General features: G+C 50.1%; 14 protein-coding genes and 1 pseudogene. 11 read left to right on the top strand and 4 right to left on the bottom strand.

The features are described from left to right. Window positions 1–118: 118 nt before the first annotated feature. The 4 genes from HMPREF9442_RS05835 to prmC all read right to left on the bottom strand — a co-directional run bounded on the left by HMPREF9442_RS05835 (window position 119) and on the right by prmC (window position 8,372). Window positions 119–5,878 (bottom strand): T9SS type A sorting domain-containing protein, encoded by a 5,760-nt coding sequence (locus tag HMPREF9442_RS05835; protein WP_008626378.1) that lies wholly within the window; start codon window positions 5,876–5,878, stop codon window positions 119–121. A gap of 472 nt (window positions 5,879–6,350) precedes the next feature. Beyond that, entirely contained in the window at window positions 6,351–7,073 is a 723-nt protein-coding gene (locus HMPREF9442_RS05830; protein ID WP_253271039.1) for a ComF family protein, read from the bottom strand. Further along, the gene (locus tag HMPREF9442_RS05825; protein WP_008626375.1) at window positions 7,048–7,530 is read right to left on the bottom strand and encodes a regulatory protein RecX; all 483 of its coding nucleotides are present in this window, start codon (window positions 7,528–7,530) and stop codon (window positions 7,048–7,050) included. Before HMPREF9442_RS05825 ends, HMPREF9442_RS05830 begins: the two co-directional genes overlap by 26 nt. Beyond that, on the bottom strand, window positions 7,518–8,372 hold the full coding sequence (gene prmC, locus HMPREF9442_RS05820; RefSeq protein WP_008626374.1) for a peptide chain release factor N(5)-glutamine methyltransferase: 855 nt from the start codon (window positions 8,370–8,372) through the stop codon (window positions 7,518–7,520). The genes HMPREF9442_RS05825 and prmC overlap by 13 nt, the downstream gene beginning before the upstream one ends. Before the next feature lie 50 nt (window positions 8,373–8,422). On the opposite strand from prmC, the gene ribD reads away from it, so the two are divergent. The 11 genes and pseudogenes from ribD to HMPREF9442_RS05765 all read left to right on the top strand — a co-directional run bounded on the left by ribD (window position 8,423) and on the right by HMPREF9442_RS05765 (window position 20,201). Further along, entirely contained in the window at window positions 8,423–9,499 is a 1,077-nt protein-coding gene (gene ribD, locus HMPREF9442_RS05815; protein ID WP_008626373.1) for a bifunctional diaminohydroxyphosphoribosylaminopyrimidine deaminase/5-amino-6-(5-phosphoribosylamino)uracil reductase RibD, read from the top strand. Window positions 9,500–9,627: 128 nt separating this feature from the next. Next, the gene (locus HMPREF9442_RS05810; RefSeq protein ID WP_040602703.1) at window positions 9,628–11,001 is read left to right on the top strand and encodes a DUF6242 domain-containing protein; all 1,374 of its coding nucleotides are present in this window, start codon (window positions 9,628–9,630) and stop codon (window positions 10,999–11,001) included. Window positions 11,002–11,037: 36 nt separating this feature from the next. Then, window positions 11,038–11,769: a type IX secretion system protein PorG gene (gene porG, locus HMPREF9442_RS05805; RefSeq protein ID WP_008626371.1), complete on the top strand. Its 732-nt coding sequence runs from the start codon at window positions 11,038–11,040 to the stop codon at window positions 11,767–11,769. Beyond that, window positions 11,759–12,499 carry an isoprenyl transferase gene (locus HMPREF9442_RS05800; protein ID WP_008626370.1) on the top strand — a complete coding sequence of 247 codons (741 nt, stop codon included), beginning with the start codon at window positions 11,759–11,761 and terminating at the stop codon, window positions 12,497–12,499. Before porG ends, HMPREF9442_RS05800 begins: the two co-directional genes overlap by 11 nt. Before the next feature lie 13 nt (window positions 12,500–12,512). Further along, on the top strand, window positions 12,513–15,146 hold the full coding sequence (locus HMPREF9442_RS05795; RefSeq protein WP_008626369.1) for a BamA/OMP85 family outer membrane protein: 2,634 nt from the start codon (window positions 12,513–12,515) through the stop codon (window positions 15,144–15,146). 18 nt (window positions 15,147–15,164) lie between these two features. Continuing rightward, complete coding sequence (locus HMPREF9442_RS05790) at window positions 15,165–15,680, top strand: OmpH/Skp family outer membrane protein (protein ID WP_008626367.1); 516 nt, start codon at window positions 15,165–15,167, stop codon at window positions 15,678–15,680. Between the two features lie 56 nt (window positions 15,681–15,736). Further along, entirely contained in the window at window positions 15,737–16,234 is a 498-nt protein-coding gene (locus HMPREF9442_RS05785; protein ID WP_008626365.1) for an OmpH/Skp family outer membrane protein, read from the top strand. A 176-nt stretch (window positions 16,235–16,410) separates the two neighbouring features. After that, on the top strand, window positions 16,411–16,941 hold the full coding sequence (locus HMPREF9442_RS05780; RefSeq protein ID WP_040602725.1) for an OmpH family outer membrane protein: 531 nt from the start codon (window positions 16,411–16,413) through the stop codon (window positions 16,939–16,941). Continuing rightward, entirely contained in the window at window positions 16,938–17,783 is an 846-nt protein-coding gene (gene murI / locus HMPREF9442_RS05775) for a glutamate racemase (RefSeq protein WP_008626362.1), read from the top strand. Before HMPREF9442_RS05780 ends, murI begins: the two co-directional genes overlap by 4 nt. Before the next feature lie 36 nt (window positions 17,784–17,819). Next, a pseudogene (locus HMPREF9442_RS05770) lies at window positions 17,820–19,261 on the top strand (MBOAT family O-acyltransferase). A gap of 13 nt (window positions 19,262–19,274) precedes the next feature. After that, window positions 19,275–20,201, top strand: a complete 927-nt coding sequence (locus HMPREF9442_RS05765; protein ID WP_008626357.1) for a hypothetical protein — start codon at window positions 19,275–19,277, stop codon at window positions 20,199–20,201. Window positions 20,202–20,305: the final 104 nt, after the last annotated feature.

The following is a 20,305-nucleotide window of genomic DNA, read 5'->3' as shown; positions in this document are numbered from 1 at the left end:
GGCTGAGAATGATTTTGCGTTTGGCGCAGAAAATTCGGGCGCTTTTATGTCATACAAAAACCCCTTGCCAACCCGGGTACGAGGCTGCGGGAGGCAAGGGAGATGAGTGGGCACGCTATCATTTCTTAATGAACTTGCGCGTTACGGTTTGTCCGTTGGTGATTACCTTTAACAGGTAAATGCCAGGAGGATAACTGTGGCATGGGATGCGGATGTCCGTTTCCCATGTTTGTTCCGTATGCTTGCACCGTCCGTCCAATCCGATGACGTGAATCTGTTTTTCACTGTTGTCCGGCATGTGGCAGACATGAAGGTTTTCGGTCACGATGGTCGGATAGACGTGGATGGTGTTTTCGCGGGAAGAGCGGATGTCGCTTCCGGGGAATCCCACGGCGTGGAATGCACGGGTATCCCGTATCTCGGGATAGGCCAGTGATTTTACCTCAATCGTGCCCTTGCCGTTTTGGGTGGCATGGAGGTACGTGTGTCCGGAAGCATCCTCTTCGATATAAGCGAATTCACTGCCTTCGATAATGTTCCAGGCGACTTGCGGGTTCGTGGCTTCTTCCGGGTAAACCTGTGCTGCCAGTTCTATGCGTTGCACTCCGGTGCTATTGTCGATATAGAGTTCCTCTTCGGGGTAGATGCGGATGCTTTCTACCGGGACGGGGAAGGATGCTTTTTCTACCGTCAAGTCCTGATGCAGTTGTGAGCCGTCGATGGTCGTGGCGCGTACGATAATCTGCCCGGCCTGAGTTCCATGGGCGACCAATAGTCCTTGTGGGGTGACATAGGCCAGTTCTTCCCCCTGTATAATCGTCCAGTTCACATTCTTGCACGAGGCGTTCGCAGGATAGATGTGGGCATACAGGTGCAGGCTGGCTTGTTGCTCGTTCAATACGGCCTCTTTCTCCAAATGCGTGACGGCCAGTTCTTCGGCCAACCGCAAGTTTTGGGCTTGCGCTGCACTGGCTGTGTTCGATTGGGCAGAAGCCATGGCGAGATTGCGCTTCATCGGTTGCCATTCATCTTCGTAATAAGCACTATAAGCTATGGCATAATAAACCACGCCTTCGGGAGCTGTGAGGTCGGTGTATGACTGGGTGCTGCCCGGAACGGTAGCTATTTCGGTTAAGGTTTCAGGCGAGGTGCCTCTCAGGATGCGGTAATGGTCTATGTCGCGTCCGGAGTAAGCATTCCACATCAGGTTCCAACTGCCGTTCATGCCTTTGTTGATGGTCAGGTGGACGCTTTGGTGGGGCGTACCGCTTTCCGTCGGTATACCGAAACTGGTGTTCAGGCAGATACGGTAGCGTGAAGTGGTGACGGCCGGGTTGGAGGCCATGTCGGTGAACCCCTCGTCTGACGGTTGTGCTTCGCCAATCAGGTCGAATTGGTTGTAGTGGCTGCCCTCTTTGTAGATGCAGACCGTGGAAATGTAATCCGGAAGGTTTTTGAATTTCCAGTTAATCCGGTTTTTCCCGGTCGTGGGGTCTACCGTGACCAAGGCGATCTGCGGGGCTTCCATACCTTCGAGCACGTCGATGTCGCGTTCTTGGTAGATGTTTCCGCAGCCATCGTCTTCCACGTTCATGCGCACGGTATAATGTCCGGTATGCGTGAATGTGGCCCGTACCTCTTTCGTGTTTTCTTTCCGTTCAAAACTGATACCATAGTGCTCGGGAGTATAAAAGTCATTGTCGTCTTGTGACTTGACGGTGAAACTTACGCTCCGGTTGGCCATGAAGATGTCGTCCGATATTTCAAAGTTGGTTTTCGTGTGGGCCAACGTGATTCCGGGCAGGGTGAATGTGGCGTCCAACGGGGGATTGACATAGGTGGACACTTTGCTGCTGATGCCGTCCACGGTTACGGTAAGGGTCTTTTGTCCGGCTGTGCTCCACACCACTTCGTACGTGTGGCCGTCGCTACTGTCCAATACGGTGGCATCGGCTCCGAAATCCACCTTTATGTTCTTTCCTCCTGTGCCGACATACCGTATGGTGGCCGATTTGTCACGACAGATGCGTGGCGGCAAGGACAATAACGGTTTAGGGAGGATTTCCACCGCCAAGGGGGTGGTGAAATCCGAAGTGGCGAACCATCTGTCTATGCTTTGCATCTGAATCTCATATTTGCCTACCGGCAGTGCAGATACAGGTATGCGTATCTGTGTCCCCGTCAGTTCTTGCAATGGGGAGGGCAGAGGGGCGGCCTCATTGCTTAGCCCGTTCAACGGGGAGATGATGAATGCCCCTTCTCCGGAAGCCCCTTGTTTTTTCACGCTCAGGTTATAACGCATCTGGCAGGCCGGGGTTTCGGCATCTTCGGCAGCGTTCCATGATATGGTGAGATACCCGTCTTCGTCTTGCGTGGCGCGCAAGCCTTGCGGAGTGTGCGGTGGCGTATTGGAAATGCGGCTGTTGGCCGTGTTCATGTCGTCTCCGGCGTTGTTCAGGAACAAGGGCTTTCCGTTGGCATCTTTTCCAAATAGCATATAGGAACCGTTGTCGTCATCGGTGGTTTGCAACTCAAACTTTCCTCCTCCGTAATTGTACAGCCAACTGTTCAAATGCGTACCGACCAAATCAAGGTATCCGTTGTTGTCCAGGTCGTAGAAGATGAGGTCTTGGGTTGTTCCCACGGGACCTTCCACTTTTATGGGAGAGTCATAGTTAATTTGTCCGCCTCGGCTGAGGTAAATATGATAGATGCGGTTTTCGACATTGGCTTCCTCTTCTATGATGATGTCTTTGATGCCATCGTTGTTCAAGTCGGCAAACGCCGGATAGCTCCATTGCCAATGGTCATCGTCGATGATGTCGGTATCTATCCTTTGGAACTTGAAGCCGCCTTGGTTGATGAACAGCACCAGTCTGTCATGGGAATAATGGCCGTATTCGTCCCACTGTTTGCCCCAACCGGCCATGTCCATCAGGTTGTCCCCGTTGATGTCGGCATACACGAAGTCGTACTGGAATTCATTACTGGTACCTGAATAGGCGATGCAGTCGATGGGATGAGCCACGAACGTGCGCCAGTCTCCTGTATTCTCATAGATGGTATCGTTTTGGCCGGAATATCCGGACGAGTTGCGCCAATGGTAGTCGGGCAAGCCGTCGTTGTTGAAATCATAGATGGGGTATTCCCAAAAATCACTAATGCCTATTTTAGGTACGAATGCATCGCCTATGGCATTAGTTACGGTGAAACGCCTGTTGCCTTGGTTGAGCATCAGGTTGTCTTTGAATGTCCCATTCTCAGCATTCATACCGCCAATGAAGTCCATTAGCCCGTCCCGGTTGTAATCCCATGCAAAGTTCAGGCTGACATTCAGGTTCGTGTTGTAAATGCCCGGTGCTTTTTCAAAGTCTTGCCCTTCCGTGGTTTGGTACACGCCGTCTGAAGCGAGCAGTTCGGGTTGCCCGTCTATGTCGATGTCGGCAATCTGTTGTATGCTATAGATGGGGTTGCCTAACGTCCTTTTGTCAAACCGGACGGCACTGACATGAAGGTCGTCTGTCCGGGGAGTACTGGTGTTGCCTTCCGCGTCGATCACACTCAGCGTGATGTGTTTCTGTCCTGGTTGGTCGAACACGACTTTTAGGATGCTTCCTGAAGCCTCGGAAGAGATGATGGTGCCGCCGTCCAAATCCCAGTCGTAGCTGAGCGAGGGGTCGGCTGGGCCGTCATAACCTATGATGGCCGTGTCGGCAGTCGTGATGTCCTTGTCCGCGATGTAGAACGGGGCATGCGCCACTTCGTGCCGGTAGATGGCGGCATCCGACCACGCGCTGCCTTTCCCCATGGCATCGATGGTCTGCACGGCGATGTAATAATCCCCTTTTCGCCAACCGGACACGTTGAGCGTCTTGTCCAAGTTGTACTCCATATTGCCCGGCATGAGGTTCAGGCGGTGTCCCTGTTCGTCGGCGCAGGCGTAAAGGATGTCCCCTTTGCCTGGGGCGGTACCGATGCGCAGGGCGTAGGTCAGGTCGGTGGTTGGAGTCAGGTCGTCCTTTCCCGGTTGCCAGTTGATTTGCAGCATCCCGGATGCGGCATCGGACACGAGGGTCGGCATGTCCGGTTTCTCCGGGGCTTGGTTGGCGGCTGTGGCTTCCTGTTTGAAAGAATAAAGGAAGCTGTTTGAGGCTGTAGGCAGCTTGTCCGAAAGGCGTTCAAAGTACATGCTATGGACCAGGATGTCGCAGAAACCGTCATTGTCGAAATCGCCGACGTAAGCTTCGGCGTCGCCCTCCAATCCTCCCGAAGATTCATATTGCACGATTTGGGTGGGTATCAATGCGTCCGGCATTTCCTTGAAAAGCATGTCCTTGCTTCCTTTCAGCCAATAAAGGTCGCATTCCCATCCATTCCAGACTTTGCGGTCTGCGTTCTTTTCCAAAGCCAGTATGTCGTAACATCCGTCGTTGTCTACATCGGCGCATCCGATGAAAAACAGTTGGCGGTGGAAGGTGTTGTCTTCGTTGATGGCGAAATTTCCTTTTCCGTCGTTGATGGCCATTACCAGATAGCAGTATTCCCCCGTGGCTGACGAATGGCTGAAAGGCAAAAGTACGTCCACATAGCCGTCGGCGTTGAAGTCGCAGAAGTAAATGCGTTTGTCCATGGCCAGGTTGCTCATCAACGTTTGCCTTTTGATGCTCCCGTCTTTTTGGAACACCATGCTTTCCACCGTCTGGGTTTCCTCATCATAACAGATGTAGTCCATGATGAAGTCGCCGTTCAAGTCGCGTGGATATAGCCTGCCGCTTTGTGGGGCTACAAGGAAACGGTTGTTGCCCCGGTTGAGCAATAAAGTGCCGGTGGATTCGTCAATCAAGTCTGCGTGTCCGTCTTTGTTGAAGTCCATGCTATAGAATTCCCGGTTACTGGAGAAGGTGGCGACGTGGGCTGACGGGGAGCCACCGATGGCTACGCCCACATCGCCGCCCAAGTTGCCCAGTCCTATGCCTGAGGAGGAGGGTTGTGATTCCCAACGGTTATATACCAATGTGTCTTCTTCTGATGAGATTGGTATGATTTCGATGGAGTTGAAACTGCCGTCGGCAGCTTGGCGGTATATTTTACGGTTGTCGTGCATCAGGTCGATGCGCCCGTCGTTGTTGTAGTCGCAGGGATAGGGGGCCTCGCTGACATTTTCTGGAATTTGCCATGAAGCGTCTTGTCCGGAGAGGGCGATGGTTCCGCCCTCCAAATAGCGGATGTCCGGGAATGCATCGTTGTTCAGGTTGCACAGTCGGGCATGTTCCCCTTTTTCGGGTATGGAGTATTGTTCCATAGGCATTAGTCCCGGATATTGGTAAGAATGGAAACGGAAATCCGTTCCTAAAAATTCCATCTTGCCGTCTCCGTTGATGTCATAGATGTTGCTCATGGCTTCGACGGGGTGGGTCGTGTTTGTCGGCAGGACAATGTGGCTGATTTGTACATTGGCGGTGGTACCTTCCACATGTTGGGCTGTCAGATACACATCATTCCAACCTTCTTGGATTAGTTCTCTGTGTTGGGTGTCGCTTCCTGTGCCATCTTGTTTAATCGGATAGAACAGTGAAATATTGTCCTTTTGGCTATCGATGCCACTGGCATGGAAATACACGGTGGCATCTGCGTGGTCATCCGAGGCATAGAACGAACCGACTTTAATGGTGGCTATTTCGCCTTTTTGGGCTGTGCCGGTCAGGGTGTATACGCCGTTCTGCTCCGTCCAACGGTAGCTGTCATCTTGTGCTTGGGCTGCCATTGCTCCCCATAGGCTGCAGAGCACAAGGAATAAGGCACGGGATAGCAGAAGGAGAGTGCCATTGGATGTGAGAGGGGGTGCGCCGGAGAAGGCATCATGATAATGTTTTTCCATATTTATACTTTTTGTGCCTTATGCAACCCCGGAGCGGCGTTTAATCAAGGAATCATCGGCCATATACAAAAAAGCGTGGGTCGCTGTACCTGTCGCTCGTCCCACTCTTCAAGGCGTCTCGCATTGCCTCCCCGTCAAGGACGAGCAACGCAGAAGCCCACGCAGAATATGCGTACACCCCCTCTGTTTGCATCCGTGCTGACGAACGGACACAACAAGGGCTGTATGAATACATATCCCAATGGGCATCTATCGTTGCTTTGTCATTTGACAGGGATTCAAGTTTGCGAGACTTTGAAGAGTCAAAAGAACAAAGCGTCTGATAAACGCCTTTTCCTATATGTCGTCCCACCCCTCCGCTTCTGCTTGTCAGACTGCTTCAAGGTGAGGATGTGGCAAATTTACAATTTATCTCTGAATAAGGAAAACGGTTGGGTGTTTTTCTTTAAGAACATGAGCGGATTCCTGCTTTTTACGAATGCCCGGCCCATGCGAGGCTGAGCACACTGAAGCGGACGCGGCAGGCACGGGCAATGGTCTCGGCACAGGACAGCATGGTGGCTCCGGTGGTGATGACGTCGTCCACCAATAAGATATGGCGGCCTTCCAAACTCTCGGGGTGCCGGACAGCAAAGATGTCCCGGACGTTCTCGCGCCGTTGCCGGTGGTCCAAGGTGGTTTGGCTCGGATTGGATTTGGTGCGCACCACGCTTGTCGTATCGGTGGGGATGCCGGTGGCTTCGGATATGCCCCATGCTATCCAATCGCTTTGGTTGTAGCCCCGTTGCCGTTCCTTTTTCCGGGACAAGGGAATGGGCACGATGAGGTCTATCCCGTCGAAAAAGCTTGTGGCTTTCAGTTCCTCGGCCATCATACGCCCCATGGTTTTCCCTACTTCGGGATGGTTATGGTATTTCAGTTCGAACAAAATGCGGCTGTAAGGAGAGTGTGGGGCGTAATGGAAAAAAGAAATTCCCTTTTCGATGGGAACCAGTCCCCAGAATATGCGGGCGATGTCGTTTTCTTCAAACGAGACGGTCCGGACACGTGGAAGGTCGGCCTGGCATCGTACACAAATTACCTCTTCGCCCGGCGACATGCGCCTGCGGCAACAAAGGCAATACCGGGGGAAGAAAAAGTCCAAAAGGGCTTGGAGGTACGGCGAGAGGCTATGTAAAATCTTCTTTTTCCACATGCAGGCAACGCGTAATGGTATTCATTTCAAATCCGCGGCTGAGGCCGAAGCGGATGAGCTTCCCGTTGCGCTCATAGTCGGAAGCAGCCTTCACGCTCCGGGCTTTGCTTTGCAGAAGCTTACGGAGGACACACTGGTATTCCTCCTCTTCGATTTCTTCCAGTGCCTCCCGGCAACAACCGTCAGGGATGTTCTTCAACCGGAGGGCTTGCATGATTTTGATGCGCCCCCATTGGTTATACCTGAATTTGTCGCGCACGAAGCACCGGCTGAACCGGGCTTCGTCGATGAATTTTTCCGTTTGGAGGCGTGCGAGCACTTCCTTCTGCTGCGCAGCCCCGACTCCCCATTTGTCCAGCTTCTTTTGGATGTCGGAAAGGCAGTATTCCGCGCCGGAACAGCAGGCTGCCGCCTTGTTGAAGGCTTCTTGTGTGGTCAGTTCTTTCATTTTCTGCATCTTACCATCCGTTCATTGCCATATAAGTCTTTTCTCACGATGATGTCCCGTAAGCCGAGGTGTTGGAAGAGCCGGGCGGTTTCCCGTCCGTATGCCCTGTTGATTTCCATGTAAAGCCGTCCGCCTTCTTTCAACATCTTTACGGCATATTCCCCTATTGCCCGATAGAAGAGCAACGGGTCATGGTCTGGGACAAAGAGTGCTTGCGAAGGTTCGTAGCGCAGCACATTCTCTTCCATGTCCTCCCGTTCATGCTCGCAGATGTAGGGGGGATTGCTGACGATGATGTCCCAAAGCGGGGAATCCTGCTCTTTGGACGGAGAGTCCAGAATGTCCTGACACCGGAAATTCACGGCGACCCCTAAACACTCTGCATTCTCTCGGGCGATGGCAAGGGCTTGCGGGCTGATGTCGATGGCTGACACTTGTGCCTGCGGCAGTTCTTGGGACAGCGTGATGGCTATGCAGCCGCTACCCGTCCCGATGTCCAATATGTGGGGCGATGAAAATTCAGATGCTTTTTCGTCTCGTATGATCCACTCCGCCAATTCTTCCGTCTCGGGACGCGGCACAAGGACACCCGGAGCCACGGAGAAAGTGCGGCCACAGAAATCCGCCTGCCCTAAAACATATTGTACAGGTTCTTTTTGCGACAGGCGTTTCACAATATTTTCAAGGTCCCGGCGTTCTTCTAAAGAGAAAGTCCGCTCCCGTCCCATGCAGATGTCGACTTGCGTGAGGCCGAAACGGGTTTCCAATACCAGACGTGCGATGGCGCGTGCTTCCCTTTCGGGATAGGCTGTGGAAAGCTTGTCGAAGATATATTTGAAAGAAGCATTCATCTCTGTGATGGGTTTGTCGGACAAAAATAGGCATTTTTATCGGATTGGATATGACAACAGACGAAAAATACATGTCCCGTTGCATACAACTGGCACGCAACGGGTTTTATGGCGCAGCACCGAATCCTATGGTGGGGGCTGTCATTGTACACGACGGGAAGATTATCGGCGAGGGGTATCATGTGCGTTGCGGCGGACCGCATGCCGAGGTGAACGCGATCCGTTCTGTGGGTAATCCGGAACTGTTGAAAGAGAGTACGATATACGTAAGTCTGGAGCCATGTTCGCATTATGGAAAGACGCCTCCTTGTGCCGATTTGATTGTGGAAAAAGGGATTCCCCGTGTAGTGGTCGGGTGCATGGACCCGTTTGCCAAAGTGGCGGGCCGGGGCATACGGAAATTACAGGAGGCCGGCATTGAAGTCACGGTCGGTGTGTTGGAGGCCGAATGCCTGGCGTTGAACCGCAGGTTCATGACTTTCCATACGCACCGTCGTCCTTATATTACGTTGAAGTGGGCTGAATCGGCCGATGGCTTTATGGATGGCCTGCGCACGGACTATGAAAAGGAAAAACCTTACGCATTCTCCACGCCGTACACCCGGATGTTGGTACATCGTTGCCGGGCGGGTCATCAGGCTATTTTGGTCGGGCGGCAGACCGCTCTGGCCGACAATCCTTTGCTGAATTTGAGGCTTTGGCCGGGTAAATCTCCTTTACGCTTGGTGGTAGACCGGAATGGCAGTCTTCCAAAGCATCTGGCTCTTTTTAACGATGGAGCGGAAACACGCGTGTATCTGGATGCTTTGTCGGTTCATCCTCTGTACGGGGAACAGGCGGGAGTTACTTGCGTGCGTTTGGATTTCAGTCGGGATATTTTGCCGCAGGTTTTGGATGATTTATACCATTTGTCAGTCCAGTCCCTTTTGGTGGAAGGAGGACGTCGGTTGCTGGAAAGTTTCATTTCAGCCGGACTTTGGGATGAAATCAGGGTGGAGCAGTCCCCGGTATGGTTAAAAGAGGGCGTTCCGTCTCCGTCATGGCCTCACGGACGGATACGGACTACAGAGGTGGAAAGACATTTGTTGGTTCATATACTCTCGTCGCGAGGCAGTTCGGCCGTATAATCGTGTGGATGAACGCAAAAATACTTCGATTTATCGAAATTTTGCATAATTCAACGCTCTATGTTTCGTAAAAGTAAAAAATGTGCGTACTTTTGTACCTTGATAAATAATATTGTATTGATAGATTTATGAAAAAATCCATATTGTCATTGTCTTTAGCCGTGCTTTCCGTGTTATTGATATGCTCGTGTAAGGACGACGACGAGGTTGTGTTGAGTTCTGATTGTTATATTAGCAGTTTTACGTTGGGGAATGTGAAGAGGCAGATTACGACGGTGAACTCTGCCGGTCGGGATACTACTTATACCATTTCTTATAGTGCTTCTTACTTTCCTATGACGGTCAATCAGTTAGACGGGACGATAGCCAACAAAGACTCTCTTCCTGTAAACAGTGATGTGAAAGCTGTATTGGCCACTGTGGAATCTTCCGGAACCGTAGTGTACAAGAAGGTATCCGAGGGAGAGGACGCGTGGAAGGCTTATTCTACTTCGGACTCGATTGATTTTACGTCGCCTTTGACTTTCCGGGTATATTCGCCCGACTATTCGGCAAGCCGCGATTATACTTTGCAGGTGAATGTACACCAACAAGACGGAGAAGTGTTTTCCTGGGAAAAAGTGGCGGAACCGGCAGCATGGTCGACTGCGGAAGCGGTAAAGACGGTGGTGTGGAAAGGATACGTATGGCTGTTCAGCCGGGAGAATGGCGGTGTGCGTGCGTTTACGACAGCTTTGGCAGACGGAAAAAGTTGGACCGAACGGACCTTGTCGGGATGTGCGGCGGCCGATGTGTCGACTTTGGTGGTATTTGGCAATGAATTGTATGTGAGCGGGGTGGACGGTACGTTGATGCGCTCGGAAGACGGACTGAATTGGAGCGTATGTGCGGCAGACCGCAGCGTACGTTTGTTGGTGGCCGACAGGACGCATCTTTATGCGCTTTCGGACGGACGTGTTTGGCGTTCGGCGGATGGCGCGTTATGGCTTGAAGAAGCTTTGGACGAAACGCCGGCTTTCTTGCCGGTACAGGATTTTGCAGCCGTCTCTTATACGCAAGAGAATGGCTTGGAGCGGACGTTGTGGATTGGCAACCGCAGCATGGACGATTATCCATCAGACGAGGCGGCCACGGTGTGGAGCCATAGTCTGGCCGCAGGGCAGGAAACGGCTGTTTGGGCTTATTTCAATGCCGCGCCGGACAACCGTTATACTTGTCCCCGTTTGCAATCCCTGAATCTCATGCGTTACGATGATGTGTTGTTGGCTTTGGGCGGTAAGTCACTGGACGGGACGGCCCATAAGGCTTTCGACAATATGTATGTGAGCCGGGATAATGGTGTGACTTGGAAAACCGACGGGGTATACGTCCTGCCCGGTGGTTTGGAAGGAAAAGATGTGTTGATGTCCGCCGCAGTGGATGCCGAATACCATGTGTGGCTTGTTGCAGGCAGCGAGGTTTGGCGCGGACGGTTGAACCAGTTGGGGTTTGAAGACCGTTGATTCAAGCGGGCAGGCTTAAATATAGATACAACGGGGATGAAGAAGGTTCTGGTAACATTGTTTTGCTTGTGGTTGGGGCTTCCTTGGGGGGGCAAGGCGCAGGACGACATTTACCGGATGGAGTTGGGCGGCGGCGTAGGCGGATGCTTTTATTTGGGCGATGCCAACAGCAAGCCGTTTGCTCATTTGGGAGCCATGGGAAGCGTTGTGGCGCGCTACATCTTCAATCCTCGTATGGCGATAAAAGGGAACCTGGCTTTGGGGCATATATCGGGTGAGACGGGGAAAGACTTCTTTCCCGAGAATGCTGGAAGCGGCGATGCTGACGGGGGGAGGCCCGGCGTGGCGCATTTCAAGCGCAATGTGATAGATTTCGGTGCCCAGTTCGAATTTAACTTCTGGGGATACGGTATCGGGCGCGGCTACGAAGGATACAGCCGTATCACTCCTTATATGTTAATCGGAGCCGGACTGACATTGGCCCCCAAGCCGGTACAGGCCGATGCGGGATTTAATATCCCGGTGGGAGTCGGAGTCAAGTTTAAGGTAAGGCCCCGGTTGAATATCGGGTTCGAATGGAGCATGCGTTTTACGACAACAGACCGTTTGGATGTATCCAATATGGATGGGGTGATACTTCACGATCCGTACGGTGTGAAGAGTGGCGGTTTTAAGAACAAGGACTGCTATTCGTTTACGATGTTGTCGGTCACTTACGATCTGTTCCCTAAGTGTGTAAATTGTAATAATATAAAATATGTCTTTTAACAACGAAATAGACGCTGCGCGTGTTCCTCGCCACGTGGCCATTATTATGGATGGTAACGGGCGTTGGGCGAAAGCCAAAGGGTTGCCGCGCACGGCCGGGCACCAGGAGGGGGTGGAAACCGTGAAGAAGATTACGGAGGAAGCTGTCAGGTTAGGTGTCAAGTACTTGACTTTATATACGTTTTCCACAGAAAACTGGAATCGTCCGGTGCCCGAGATAGCGGCACTCATGGGATTGATTCTCGACCATCTTGAAGATGAGATTTTCATGAAAAACAATGTCCGTTTCCGTGTAATCGGCGATATGTCCCGTATTCCGGAAGCCGTGCGTGTGCGTTTGGAAGAATGTATGCAGCATACGGCCGCTAACGGGAAGATGACGATGGTCATCGCATTGAGCTATTCTTCCCGTTGGGAATTGGCGCAGGCCATGCGGCAAATAGCTGAAGAGGTGCAAACAGGTGTTTTGTCGCCGTCCCGGATTACGGAAGAGACCATCGAAGCCCATTTGGTTACCCGTTTTATGCCGGATCCGGATTTGCTGATTCGTACAGGCGGTGAATACCGTATCAGCAATTACCTGTTATGGCAATGTGCCTATACGGAATTTTATTTCTGTGATACCTATTGGCCGGATTTTGATGAGAAAGAGTTCCGCAAGGCGATTGCGGATTACCAGTCGCGGGAACGCCGATTTGGCAAGACCAGTGAACAAGTGGCTACAAAATAAGCAACACCGACGTATGAAAACAGTAAAGAGCATCTGCCTTACATTATTAATATTGGGTACGGGTATTTCATCCGTGCAAGCTCAAACGGGAGAAAAACAAATCAAGCCAACCGTAGAATATTCCCGTGTGCCCCGTTCCTACACTATCGGAGGAATTTCCGTGGAGGGAGCAAAGAACTATGACGATTATATGCTTATCGGGTTGTCTGGGCTTACGGTCGGCCAGAAAGTCGATATTCCGGGGGAAGAAATAACTGATGCTGTCAAGCGTTTCTGGCGTAACGGTTTGTTCTCGAATGTTTCGATAGAAGCGGATAGCGTGGTGGAAGACAAGATTTTCCTTTGCATCAAGCTGACACAGCGTCCGCGTGTGTCGCAGATCAATTACAGCGGTGTGAAAAAGGGAGAGCGTGAAGATTTGGAAAACCGTATCGGTCTGTTGAAAGACAACCAGCTCACTCCGAACATGATAGACCGTGCGAAGTTCTTGATTAAAAAGTATTTCGATGAAAAGGGATACAAGAATGCCGAAATCGAGATTTTGCAGCGGGATGATGTGGCCGCACCGGACAAGACCATCGTGGACATCCGCATCGACAAGAAAGAGAAGGTGAAGATACACTCCATTACGATCGAGGGGAACCATGCTTTGAGCACGAAGAAGATAAAAGGAACGATGTTCGTTCCGGGCGTTTTCAAGAAGACCAACGAGAAAGGACGTCCCGGCAGTTGGTTCCGTACGAAGAAATTTATTGAGGAAAAGTACAAGGAAGACAAGGAAAACCTGATTAAGAAGTATAACGAACTGGGATATCGGGATGCCGTGATTTTGGAAGACAGCGTGGTGCCTCATAATGAGAAGACGGTGGACGTGTATGTGAAGGTGGAAGAAGGCCAAAGGTACTATCTGCGCAATATTGAATGGGTCGGCAATACGATTTATCCCACGACAACATTGAACAATTTGTTGCGGATGAAGAAAGGAGACGTATACAACCAGACGAAACTGGAGGAGCGCACGTCGACCGACGAGGATGCCGTGGGTAATCTTTATTACAATAACGGATATGTGTTCTACCGGTTGGATCCGGTGGAAGTGAATATCGACGGCGACTCGATAGATTTGGAACTCCGTATCTTCGAGGGGCCGCAGGCCACGATACGCCACATCGCCATCAGTGGTAACGACCGTGTGTACGAGAGCGTGGTTCGCCGTGAGTTGCGTACCAAACCCGGTGACTTGTTCAGCAAGGAGGCTTTGGAACGTTCCTATCGTGAAATCGCTTCGATGGGGCATTTCGACCCGGAACAGATTGACCCGAAGGTCGTTCCTTCGCAGTCGGACGGTACGGTGGACATCGATTGGGGATTGGTGTCGAAGTCGAACGACCAGATAGAGTTCTCTTTAGGTTACGGGCAGACGGGTGTGATTGGAAAAATCGGCTTGAAGTTCTCGAATTTCTGTTTGGCCAATTTGTTTTCAAAAGGTGGGCTCCGCCGGGGGGTACTGCCACAGGGGAACGGCGAGACGTTTAGTATCAGCGGACAGACGAACGGGCAGTATTACCAGTCGTACAGTGTCAACTATATGAATCCGTGGTTCGGAGGCAAGCGTCCTAATGCCTTGTCGTTCTCGGCTTTCTTCTCTAAACAGACAGACGTGAGCGACAACTATTACAACTCCTCTTACTATAACAGTTACTATAATTACCTGTATGGTTATGGTACGAATGGGTATAACTATTATGAGAATTTCCTCGACCCCGATTCGTACGTGAAACTGTTCGGCTTGTCGTTGGGATGGGGTAAGCGTTTACGTTGGCCGGACGATTATTTCCAACTGTCGGCCGATCTCTCTTACCAACGGTATATTTTGAAAGATTGGAATTATTTCCTCATCGCAAATGGTTCTTGCAATAACATTGCGTTGAATCTGGCATTGTCCCGTAATTCTACGGACAATCCGATTTATCCGCGTCGAGGTTCTGAGTTTACATTATCCGTAGGATTGACGCCCCCGTATTCTTTGTTTGACAACAAGGATTACAAGAATCTCGCGAACAACTACCAAAGCGCAAGTTACGACCGTGAGATGCAGGAGAAGTACAAATGGATCGAGTATCACAAATGGAAATTCAAACTCCGCACCTACACGGCTTTGAGCAGTGCGGTGAAATGCCCGGTGTTGATGACCCGTGTGGAATTCGGGTTGTTGGGAGCTTATAACAAGTATAAGAAGTCGCCGTTTGAAACCTATTATGTCGGGGGAGACGGAATGTCCGGTTACTCTACGACGTATGCTACCGAAACTATCGGTTTGCGCGGTTACGACAACGGTTCTTTGACTCCAAGCGGATATACGGGTTATGCCTACGACCGTTTCACGTTGGAGTTGCGCTATCCGCTCATGCTGCAAGGTTCAACGAACATCTATGCGCTGACCTTCATCGAAGGCGGTAATGCGTGGTCGAGCGTGAAAGATTTCAATCCGTTCGACATGAAACGTTCAGCCGGAGTCGGTGTGCGTATATTCTTGCCGATGGTAGGTCTGTTGGGAATCGACTGGGCATACGGTTTCGATGATGTCTTCGGTTCCAAACAATATGGCGGAAGCCAGTTCCATTTCATTTTGGGACAAGAATTCTAATTTAAAAACAGAAGAAAGATGAAAAAGTTATTCACTTTGTTGTGTTTGCTCATGATAGTGGGCGCACAATCAATGGCACAGAAGTTCGCGTTGGTCGACATGGAGTATATCCTGAAGAATATCCCGGCATACGAGCGTGCCAGCGAGCAGTTGAACCAAGTCTCCAAAAAATGGCAGGCCGAGGTGGACGCATTGACGGAAGAGGCACAGGTTTTATATAAGAATTACCAAAGTGAGGCCGTCTTCCTGAGTACGGAACAGAAAACCAAGAAAGAAGAGGAAATCGTAGCCAAGGAAAAGGAGGCAGCCGAGTTGAAGAAGAAATATTTCGGTCCGGAAGGTGAGTTGTTCAAGAAACGTGAAAGCCTGATGGCTCCCATCCAGGATGAGATATACAATGCCGTAAAGGACCTTTCGGACAGTAAGGGGTATTCGTTGATTTTGGACCGTGCGTCCGATACGGGTATCATTTTTGCCTCTCCGAAGATAGATATAAGCAATGAAGTACTGGCGAAATTAGGATATTCCAACTAACATTCGTACATTTGCATGCTATATGAAAAATAATAATATAAAAAATAGACATTAAGATGAAAAAAGTGATTTTAATGGCATTGTTGCTCGTACCGATGAGCATCTTTGCACAGAAGTTTGGCCATTTCGATTCAAGTGCCATTATCCAACTCATGCCGGAATATACTACGGCGCAGACCGAAATCCAACAGCTCCAGGCTCAGTATGAGAACGACCTGAAACGTATGCAGGACGAACTGAAGAAAAAGTCTGAGGAGTACGACAAGGAGAAGGCAAACCTGTTGGACAATGTGCGTCAGCGTCGTGAGGCTGAGTTGCAGGATTTGTACAACCGCATTCAACAAAGCTATCAGGACAACCAAAAGTCTTTGCAAGAGACTTCGCAGCAGAAGATGCAGGCTATTTCCGACAAGATGTTGGGAGTTATCAAGCAGATTGGGACAGAGGGCGGCTATGTTTATATCATGGACGTTTCGGCGGGTATCCCTTATATCAGCACGACGTTGAGTACGGATGTGACGGCTGACATCAAGCAAAAGTTGGGCTTGAAATAAGCGGGATATTTTTCGTGCTTTTCGCATACAGGCTTCCCCGGTGGCATTTGCTGCCGGGGAAGTCTTTTATTTGCAAATGTGTTTTTCCGAGAAAAAAAGGCTGTTTTTTATCGGTATGAACATAAAAATGAATACCTTTGTTACGGTATAATAATATACGGTTCATGATGCGAAAAATGAATAAGTTAGTCTTGTGTCTCTCTTTTTTGTTATTGCCTTTCGCGGTCAAGGCGCAGGCTACGCAGGGCAAATTCGGTTATCTGAGTTACAATGCCATATTTCAGGCTATGCCCGAATATGAGGTTTCCCGGCAAAAGTTGGCAGGCTTGAAGTCTAAATATGATAAGGAAGCCCAACGGAGTGAGGAAGAATTCCAACGGAAGTTTGCGGAATTCCTTCAAGGACAGAAAGAATTTCCGGAGAACATCTTGTTGAAACGTCAGCATGAACTGCAAGACCTGTTGACCAAGAGTATCCGTTTCAAGGAAGAGTCACAGAAGTTGCTCGTGCAGGCGGAAAAGGATTTGCAGGCCGACATGCTTTACTTGTTGAACGAAGCCATTCGTGCCGTAGGTGTGGAAAGAGGGTATGCCTATATTATCAATACGGACGGTAATACCTGTCCTTTTATCAATCCCGCAATGGCCGACGATGTGACGAACTATGTGAAAGAAAAGCTTCAGTTGCCCATTAGTGTCGAACCATGAAAGTTGCTTTAACTGAAAAGCCGGGGCCTATCGGAGTGTTCGACTCCGGTTACGGCGGATTGACCATCCTGCATGAGATCCGCCAGTTGATGCCGCAGTATGATTATCTTTATTTGGGGGATAATGCCCGCACACCCTACGGGACCCGTTCGTTCGAGGTCGTATATGAGTTTACGCGTGAAGCCGTGCAGAAACTCTTCGACTTAGGTTGCCATCTGGTGATATTGGCTTGCAACACGGCTTCGGCCAAAGCTTTGAAAACCATTCAGCAGAACGACCTCCCCAAAATGGAGGGGGAGACGCGTCGTGTGTTGGGTGTCATCCGTCCTACGGCAGAATGTATCGGGCAGATAACCCATAGCCGTCACGTAGGAATTTTAGCCACATCAGGTACCATCAGTTCCGGTTCCTACCCGTTGGAAATCCGGAAACTTTATCCCGACATTGCCGTGAGCGGGGAAGCTTGTCCCATGTGGGTGCCATTAGTGGAAAATTACGAATACGATTCACCCGGAGCCGATTATTTTGTGGAAAAGCGCATCGGCAACCTGCTCCGGAAAGACCCTGCGATAGATACCATTATTTTGGGGTGTACGCATTATCCCTTGTTGCTGAACAAGATTCTGAAATACACTCCTCGTAATGTGCGTATCGTCCCCCAGGGAGAGTACGTGGCTTATAGCCTGAAGGATTACCTGCAACGCCATACGGAAATAGAAACGTTGTGTACGCAAAGCGGCACGTGCCGTTTCCTGACCACGGAAAGCCCTGACAAATTTACGGAATCAGCTTCCATTTTCCTTCGTCAACATGTGGAAGCCGAGCGCGTGGTGTTGGAATAAAAAATAGTGATGATAAGATAGATATGGGAGTTTGGTATGTTATTTAATTCGATTGAGTTTTTGTTCTTCCTCCCTCTTGTATTTACAGTGTATTGGCTTATTTTAGGGGGGGGGGTAAGTGTAAGAATATTTTTATAGTTGCGGCCAGTTATGTTTTCTATGGATGGTGGGACTGGCGGTTTCTGTTCCTAATGGCGTTGACTACATTCTGTAGTTATTTCAGCGGCATTTTATTGGCAAAGTATGATACGTATCCGTTGAGGCGGAAATGGATATGTGGAGGAAATATCCTATTGAACCTTCTTATTCTGGGATATTTTAAATATTATAACTTTTTTGGAGAGAACTTTGCAGCTTTTTTCCGAATGTTGGGTTGGGAAGTAGACTGGGTGACCCGGGACATCCTTTTGCCGGTGGGCATCAGTTTCTATACGTTCCAGGCTTTGAGTTATACGATTGACGTGTATCGCCGTAAAATGTTTCCTACCCACGATGTGGTGGCCTTTTTTGCATTTATCAGTTTTTTTCCGCAGTTGGTGGCCGGTCCGATAGAAAGGGCGACCCACCTCCTTCCGCAGTTTTTAAAGCCCAGGGTATTCTCTTATGCGGCGGCAGTAGACGGGATGCGGCAGATTCTTTGGGGGCTGTTCAAGAAGATGGTCGTGGCAGATAATTGTGCCGATGCCGTGAATGAGATTTTTGCCAATTACCAGACCGCCGACGGCATGCAACTGTTCTTGGGTGCATTGTTTTTCACGTTTCAGATTTATGGCGACTTTTCGGGATATTCCGATATAGCTATCGGTACGGCACGCCTTTTCGGGGTGGATTTGATGCGTAATTTCAGCTATCCTTATTTCTCACGCGACATTGCCGAATTTTGGAGGCGTTGGCATATCTCCTTGACCACATGGTTTCGTGATTATATTTACATACCTTTGGGAGGAAGTCGTTGTGCGAGGTGGAAAGTCATGCGCAATACGGCTGTGATTTTTCTGGTCAGTGGATTCTGGCACGGGGCTAACTGGACATACGTGTGTTGGGGGGCGTACCATGCCATGCTATTCTTCCCCTTGCTTTATTTCGGGAAGAACCGTAAACATGTGGACGGTGTGGCCGAGGGGCGCATATTGCCTACGGTAAAAGAGGCCTTACAGATGCTGATGACATTCTTGCTTGTCGTTCTCGGTTGGGTGATATTCAGGGCCGAGACGATAGGGCAGGCATGGGAATATATTGCCAGGATGTTTACACATTTCACGTTCAGGCTTCCGGCCCATGGGAATGATCCGTTGATTTATATAGGCATCCTCTTATGTGTCGAGTGGTTGCAGAGGGGTAAGCAGCACGGGTTGCAAATCGGTGCCGGTGGTTGGTTTAAGTACAGGGCTGTACGTTGGTTGCTTTATTACGTGGTTTTCATTGCGACGTTCTTGTTGTCCGGGCAACAGGAAGAGTTCATTTATTTCCAATTTTAAATAATAAGAAGTCATGAAACGGTTCATTGTGAATGTATTGTTCTTTTCTTCTTTCTTATTGGCTTTGGCCATAGGCATGGAGTGCATGCTGCGCCGTGTACCGAATACTTATGCTTTCAAACGGAGTTTGATGGAAGAACAAGGGAGGCATATCAAGACCTTGGTCTTGGGCAGTTCCGTGGCAGAGTGCGGGATTGCTCCTTCTTGTTTCCCGTCCGGGACTTATAATCTGGCTGTTTCGGGTCAATGGTTGCGTTTTAACCTCCAAATGTTCGGGCAATATCAGGAATATATGCCGGAGCTTGAAAACGTGATATTGGGAGTGTGTTACCATACGTTGTGGAGTGACGATGACGTGGAGACGGATGAATGGAGTATTGTGGAGCATGGCATCTATTTGGATATCCATTTGGAAGATGATTTTTTGCCGCATAGTGAATTGTTGTCCCTCGGTGCCCGTTCATTGAGAAAATGGTCGAAGTTCTATCTGTTGCACGGGCAGACTATGCTGTGCGACTCATTGGGGCTTGACCACAGCTTCGATTTGTCGGAACGGGCTGCTGATTGGCGGGAGAAGATTGCTTCTGTGGTTGCCGGGCACAATGGCTTGGTACAGTCGGACAAGGACGGGGTGCGCTATGGCCGCAATATGGAACGGATATGCCGTTTGGCAGAGATGTGCAGGGAAAAGGGAATAAAGTTGTGGATAGTGGTGCCGCCTGTGCATGAAGATTATTATGCGAGGTTGGATTCCTGTGCGTTGAGCCGACTCCGTAACGGATTGTCCGAACTGTCTTCTGAATATCCTAATGTCCGTTGGTTGGATTATTTAGGTGACACGCGTTTTTCAGATGATGATTTTTATGACGGGAATCATTTGAGTGCCGATGTCGGGGCGCGGAATTTCTCCCAAATCCTTCGGGAGGATATGGGGGTATAAGCCAAAGTTACGATTCCGCCACGCGGTACCGGTTTCCATAATGTGTATGTATCTTCTGTACCCCTGCGGCTACTAGGGCTTGCGCCAGTTTGGGCAGCGTCACG

The organism is Paraprevotella xylaniphila YIT 11841, assembly GCF_000205165.1.
Classification (GTDB): Bacteria; Bacteroidota; Bacteroidia; order Bacteroidales; family Bacteroidaceae; genus Paraprevotella; species Paraprevotella xylaniphila.
This window is presented reverse-complemented; position numbering and strand designations above follow the sequence as displayed.

Excerpts from the sequence above, each read along its gene's own strand:
- ribD (WP_008626373.1), top strand. The coding sequence starts at position 8,423 with ATGACAACAGACGAAAAATACATGTCCCGTTGCATACAACTGGCACGC.
- HMPREF9442_RS05765 (WP_008626357.1), top strand. The coding sequence starts at position 19,275 with ATGAAACGGTTCATTGTGAATGTATTGTTCTTTTCTTCTTTCTTATTG.
- HMPREF9442_RS05830 (WP_253271039.1), bottom strand. The coding sequence starts at position 7,073 with ATGTGGAAAAAGAAGATTTTACATAGCCTCTCGCCGTACCTCCAAGCC.
- HMPREF9442_RS05835 (WP_008626378.1), bottom strand. The coding sequence starts at position 5,878 with ATGGAAAAACATTATCATGATGCCTTCTCCGGCGCACCCCCTCTCACA.
- murI (WP_008626362.1), top strand. The coding sequence starts at position 16,938 with ATGAAAGTTGCTTTAACTGAAAAGCCGGGGCCTATCGGAGTGTTCGAC.
- HMPREF9442_RS05795 (WP_008626369.1), top strand. The coding sequence starts at position 12,513 with ATGAAAACAGTAAAGAGCATCTGCCTTACATTATTAATATTGGGTACG.
- HMPREF9442_RS05790 (WP_008626367.1), top strand. The coding sequence starts at position 15,165 with ATGAAAAAGTTATTCACTTTGTTGTGTTTGCTCATGATAGTGGGCGCA.
- HMPREF9442_RS05800 (WP_008626370.1), top strand. The coding sequence starts at position 11,759 with ATGTCTTTTAACAACGAAATAGACGCTGCGCGTGTTCCTCGCCACGTG.
- prmC (WP_008626374.1), bottom strand. The coding sequence starts at position 8,372 with ATGAATGCTTCTTTCAAATATATCTTCGACAAGCTTTCCACAGCCTAT.
- HMPREF9442_RS05810 (WP_040602703.1), top strand. The coding sequence starts at position 9,628 with ATGAAAAAATCCATATTGTCATTGTCTTTAGCCGTGCTTTCCGTGTTA.
- HMPREF9442_RS05785 (WP_008626365.1), top strand. The coding sequence starts at position 15,737 with ATGAAAAAAGTGATTTTAATGGCATTGTTGCTCGTACCGATGAGCATC.
- HMPREF9442_RS05780 (WP_040602725.1), top strand. The coding sequence starts at position 16,411 with ATGAATAAGTTAGTCTTGTGTCTCTCTTTTTTGTTATTGCCTTTCGCG.
- HMPREF9442_RS05825 (WP_008626375.1), bottom strand. The coding sequence starts at position 7,530 with ATGCAGAAAATGAAAGAACTGACCACACAAGAAGCCTTCAACAAGGCG.
- porG (WP_008626371.1), top strand. The coding sequence starts at position 11,038 with ATGAAGAAGGTTCTGGTAACATTGTTTTGCTTGTGGTTGGGGCTTCCT.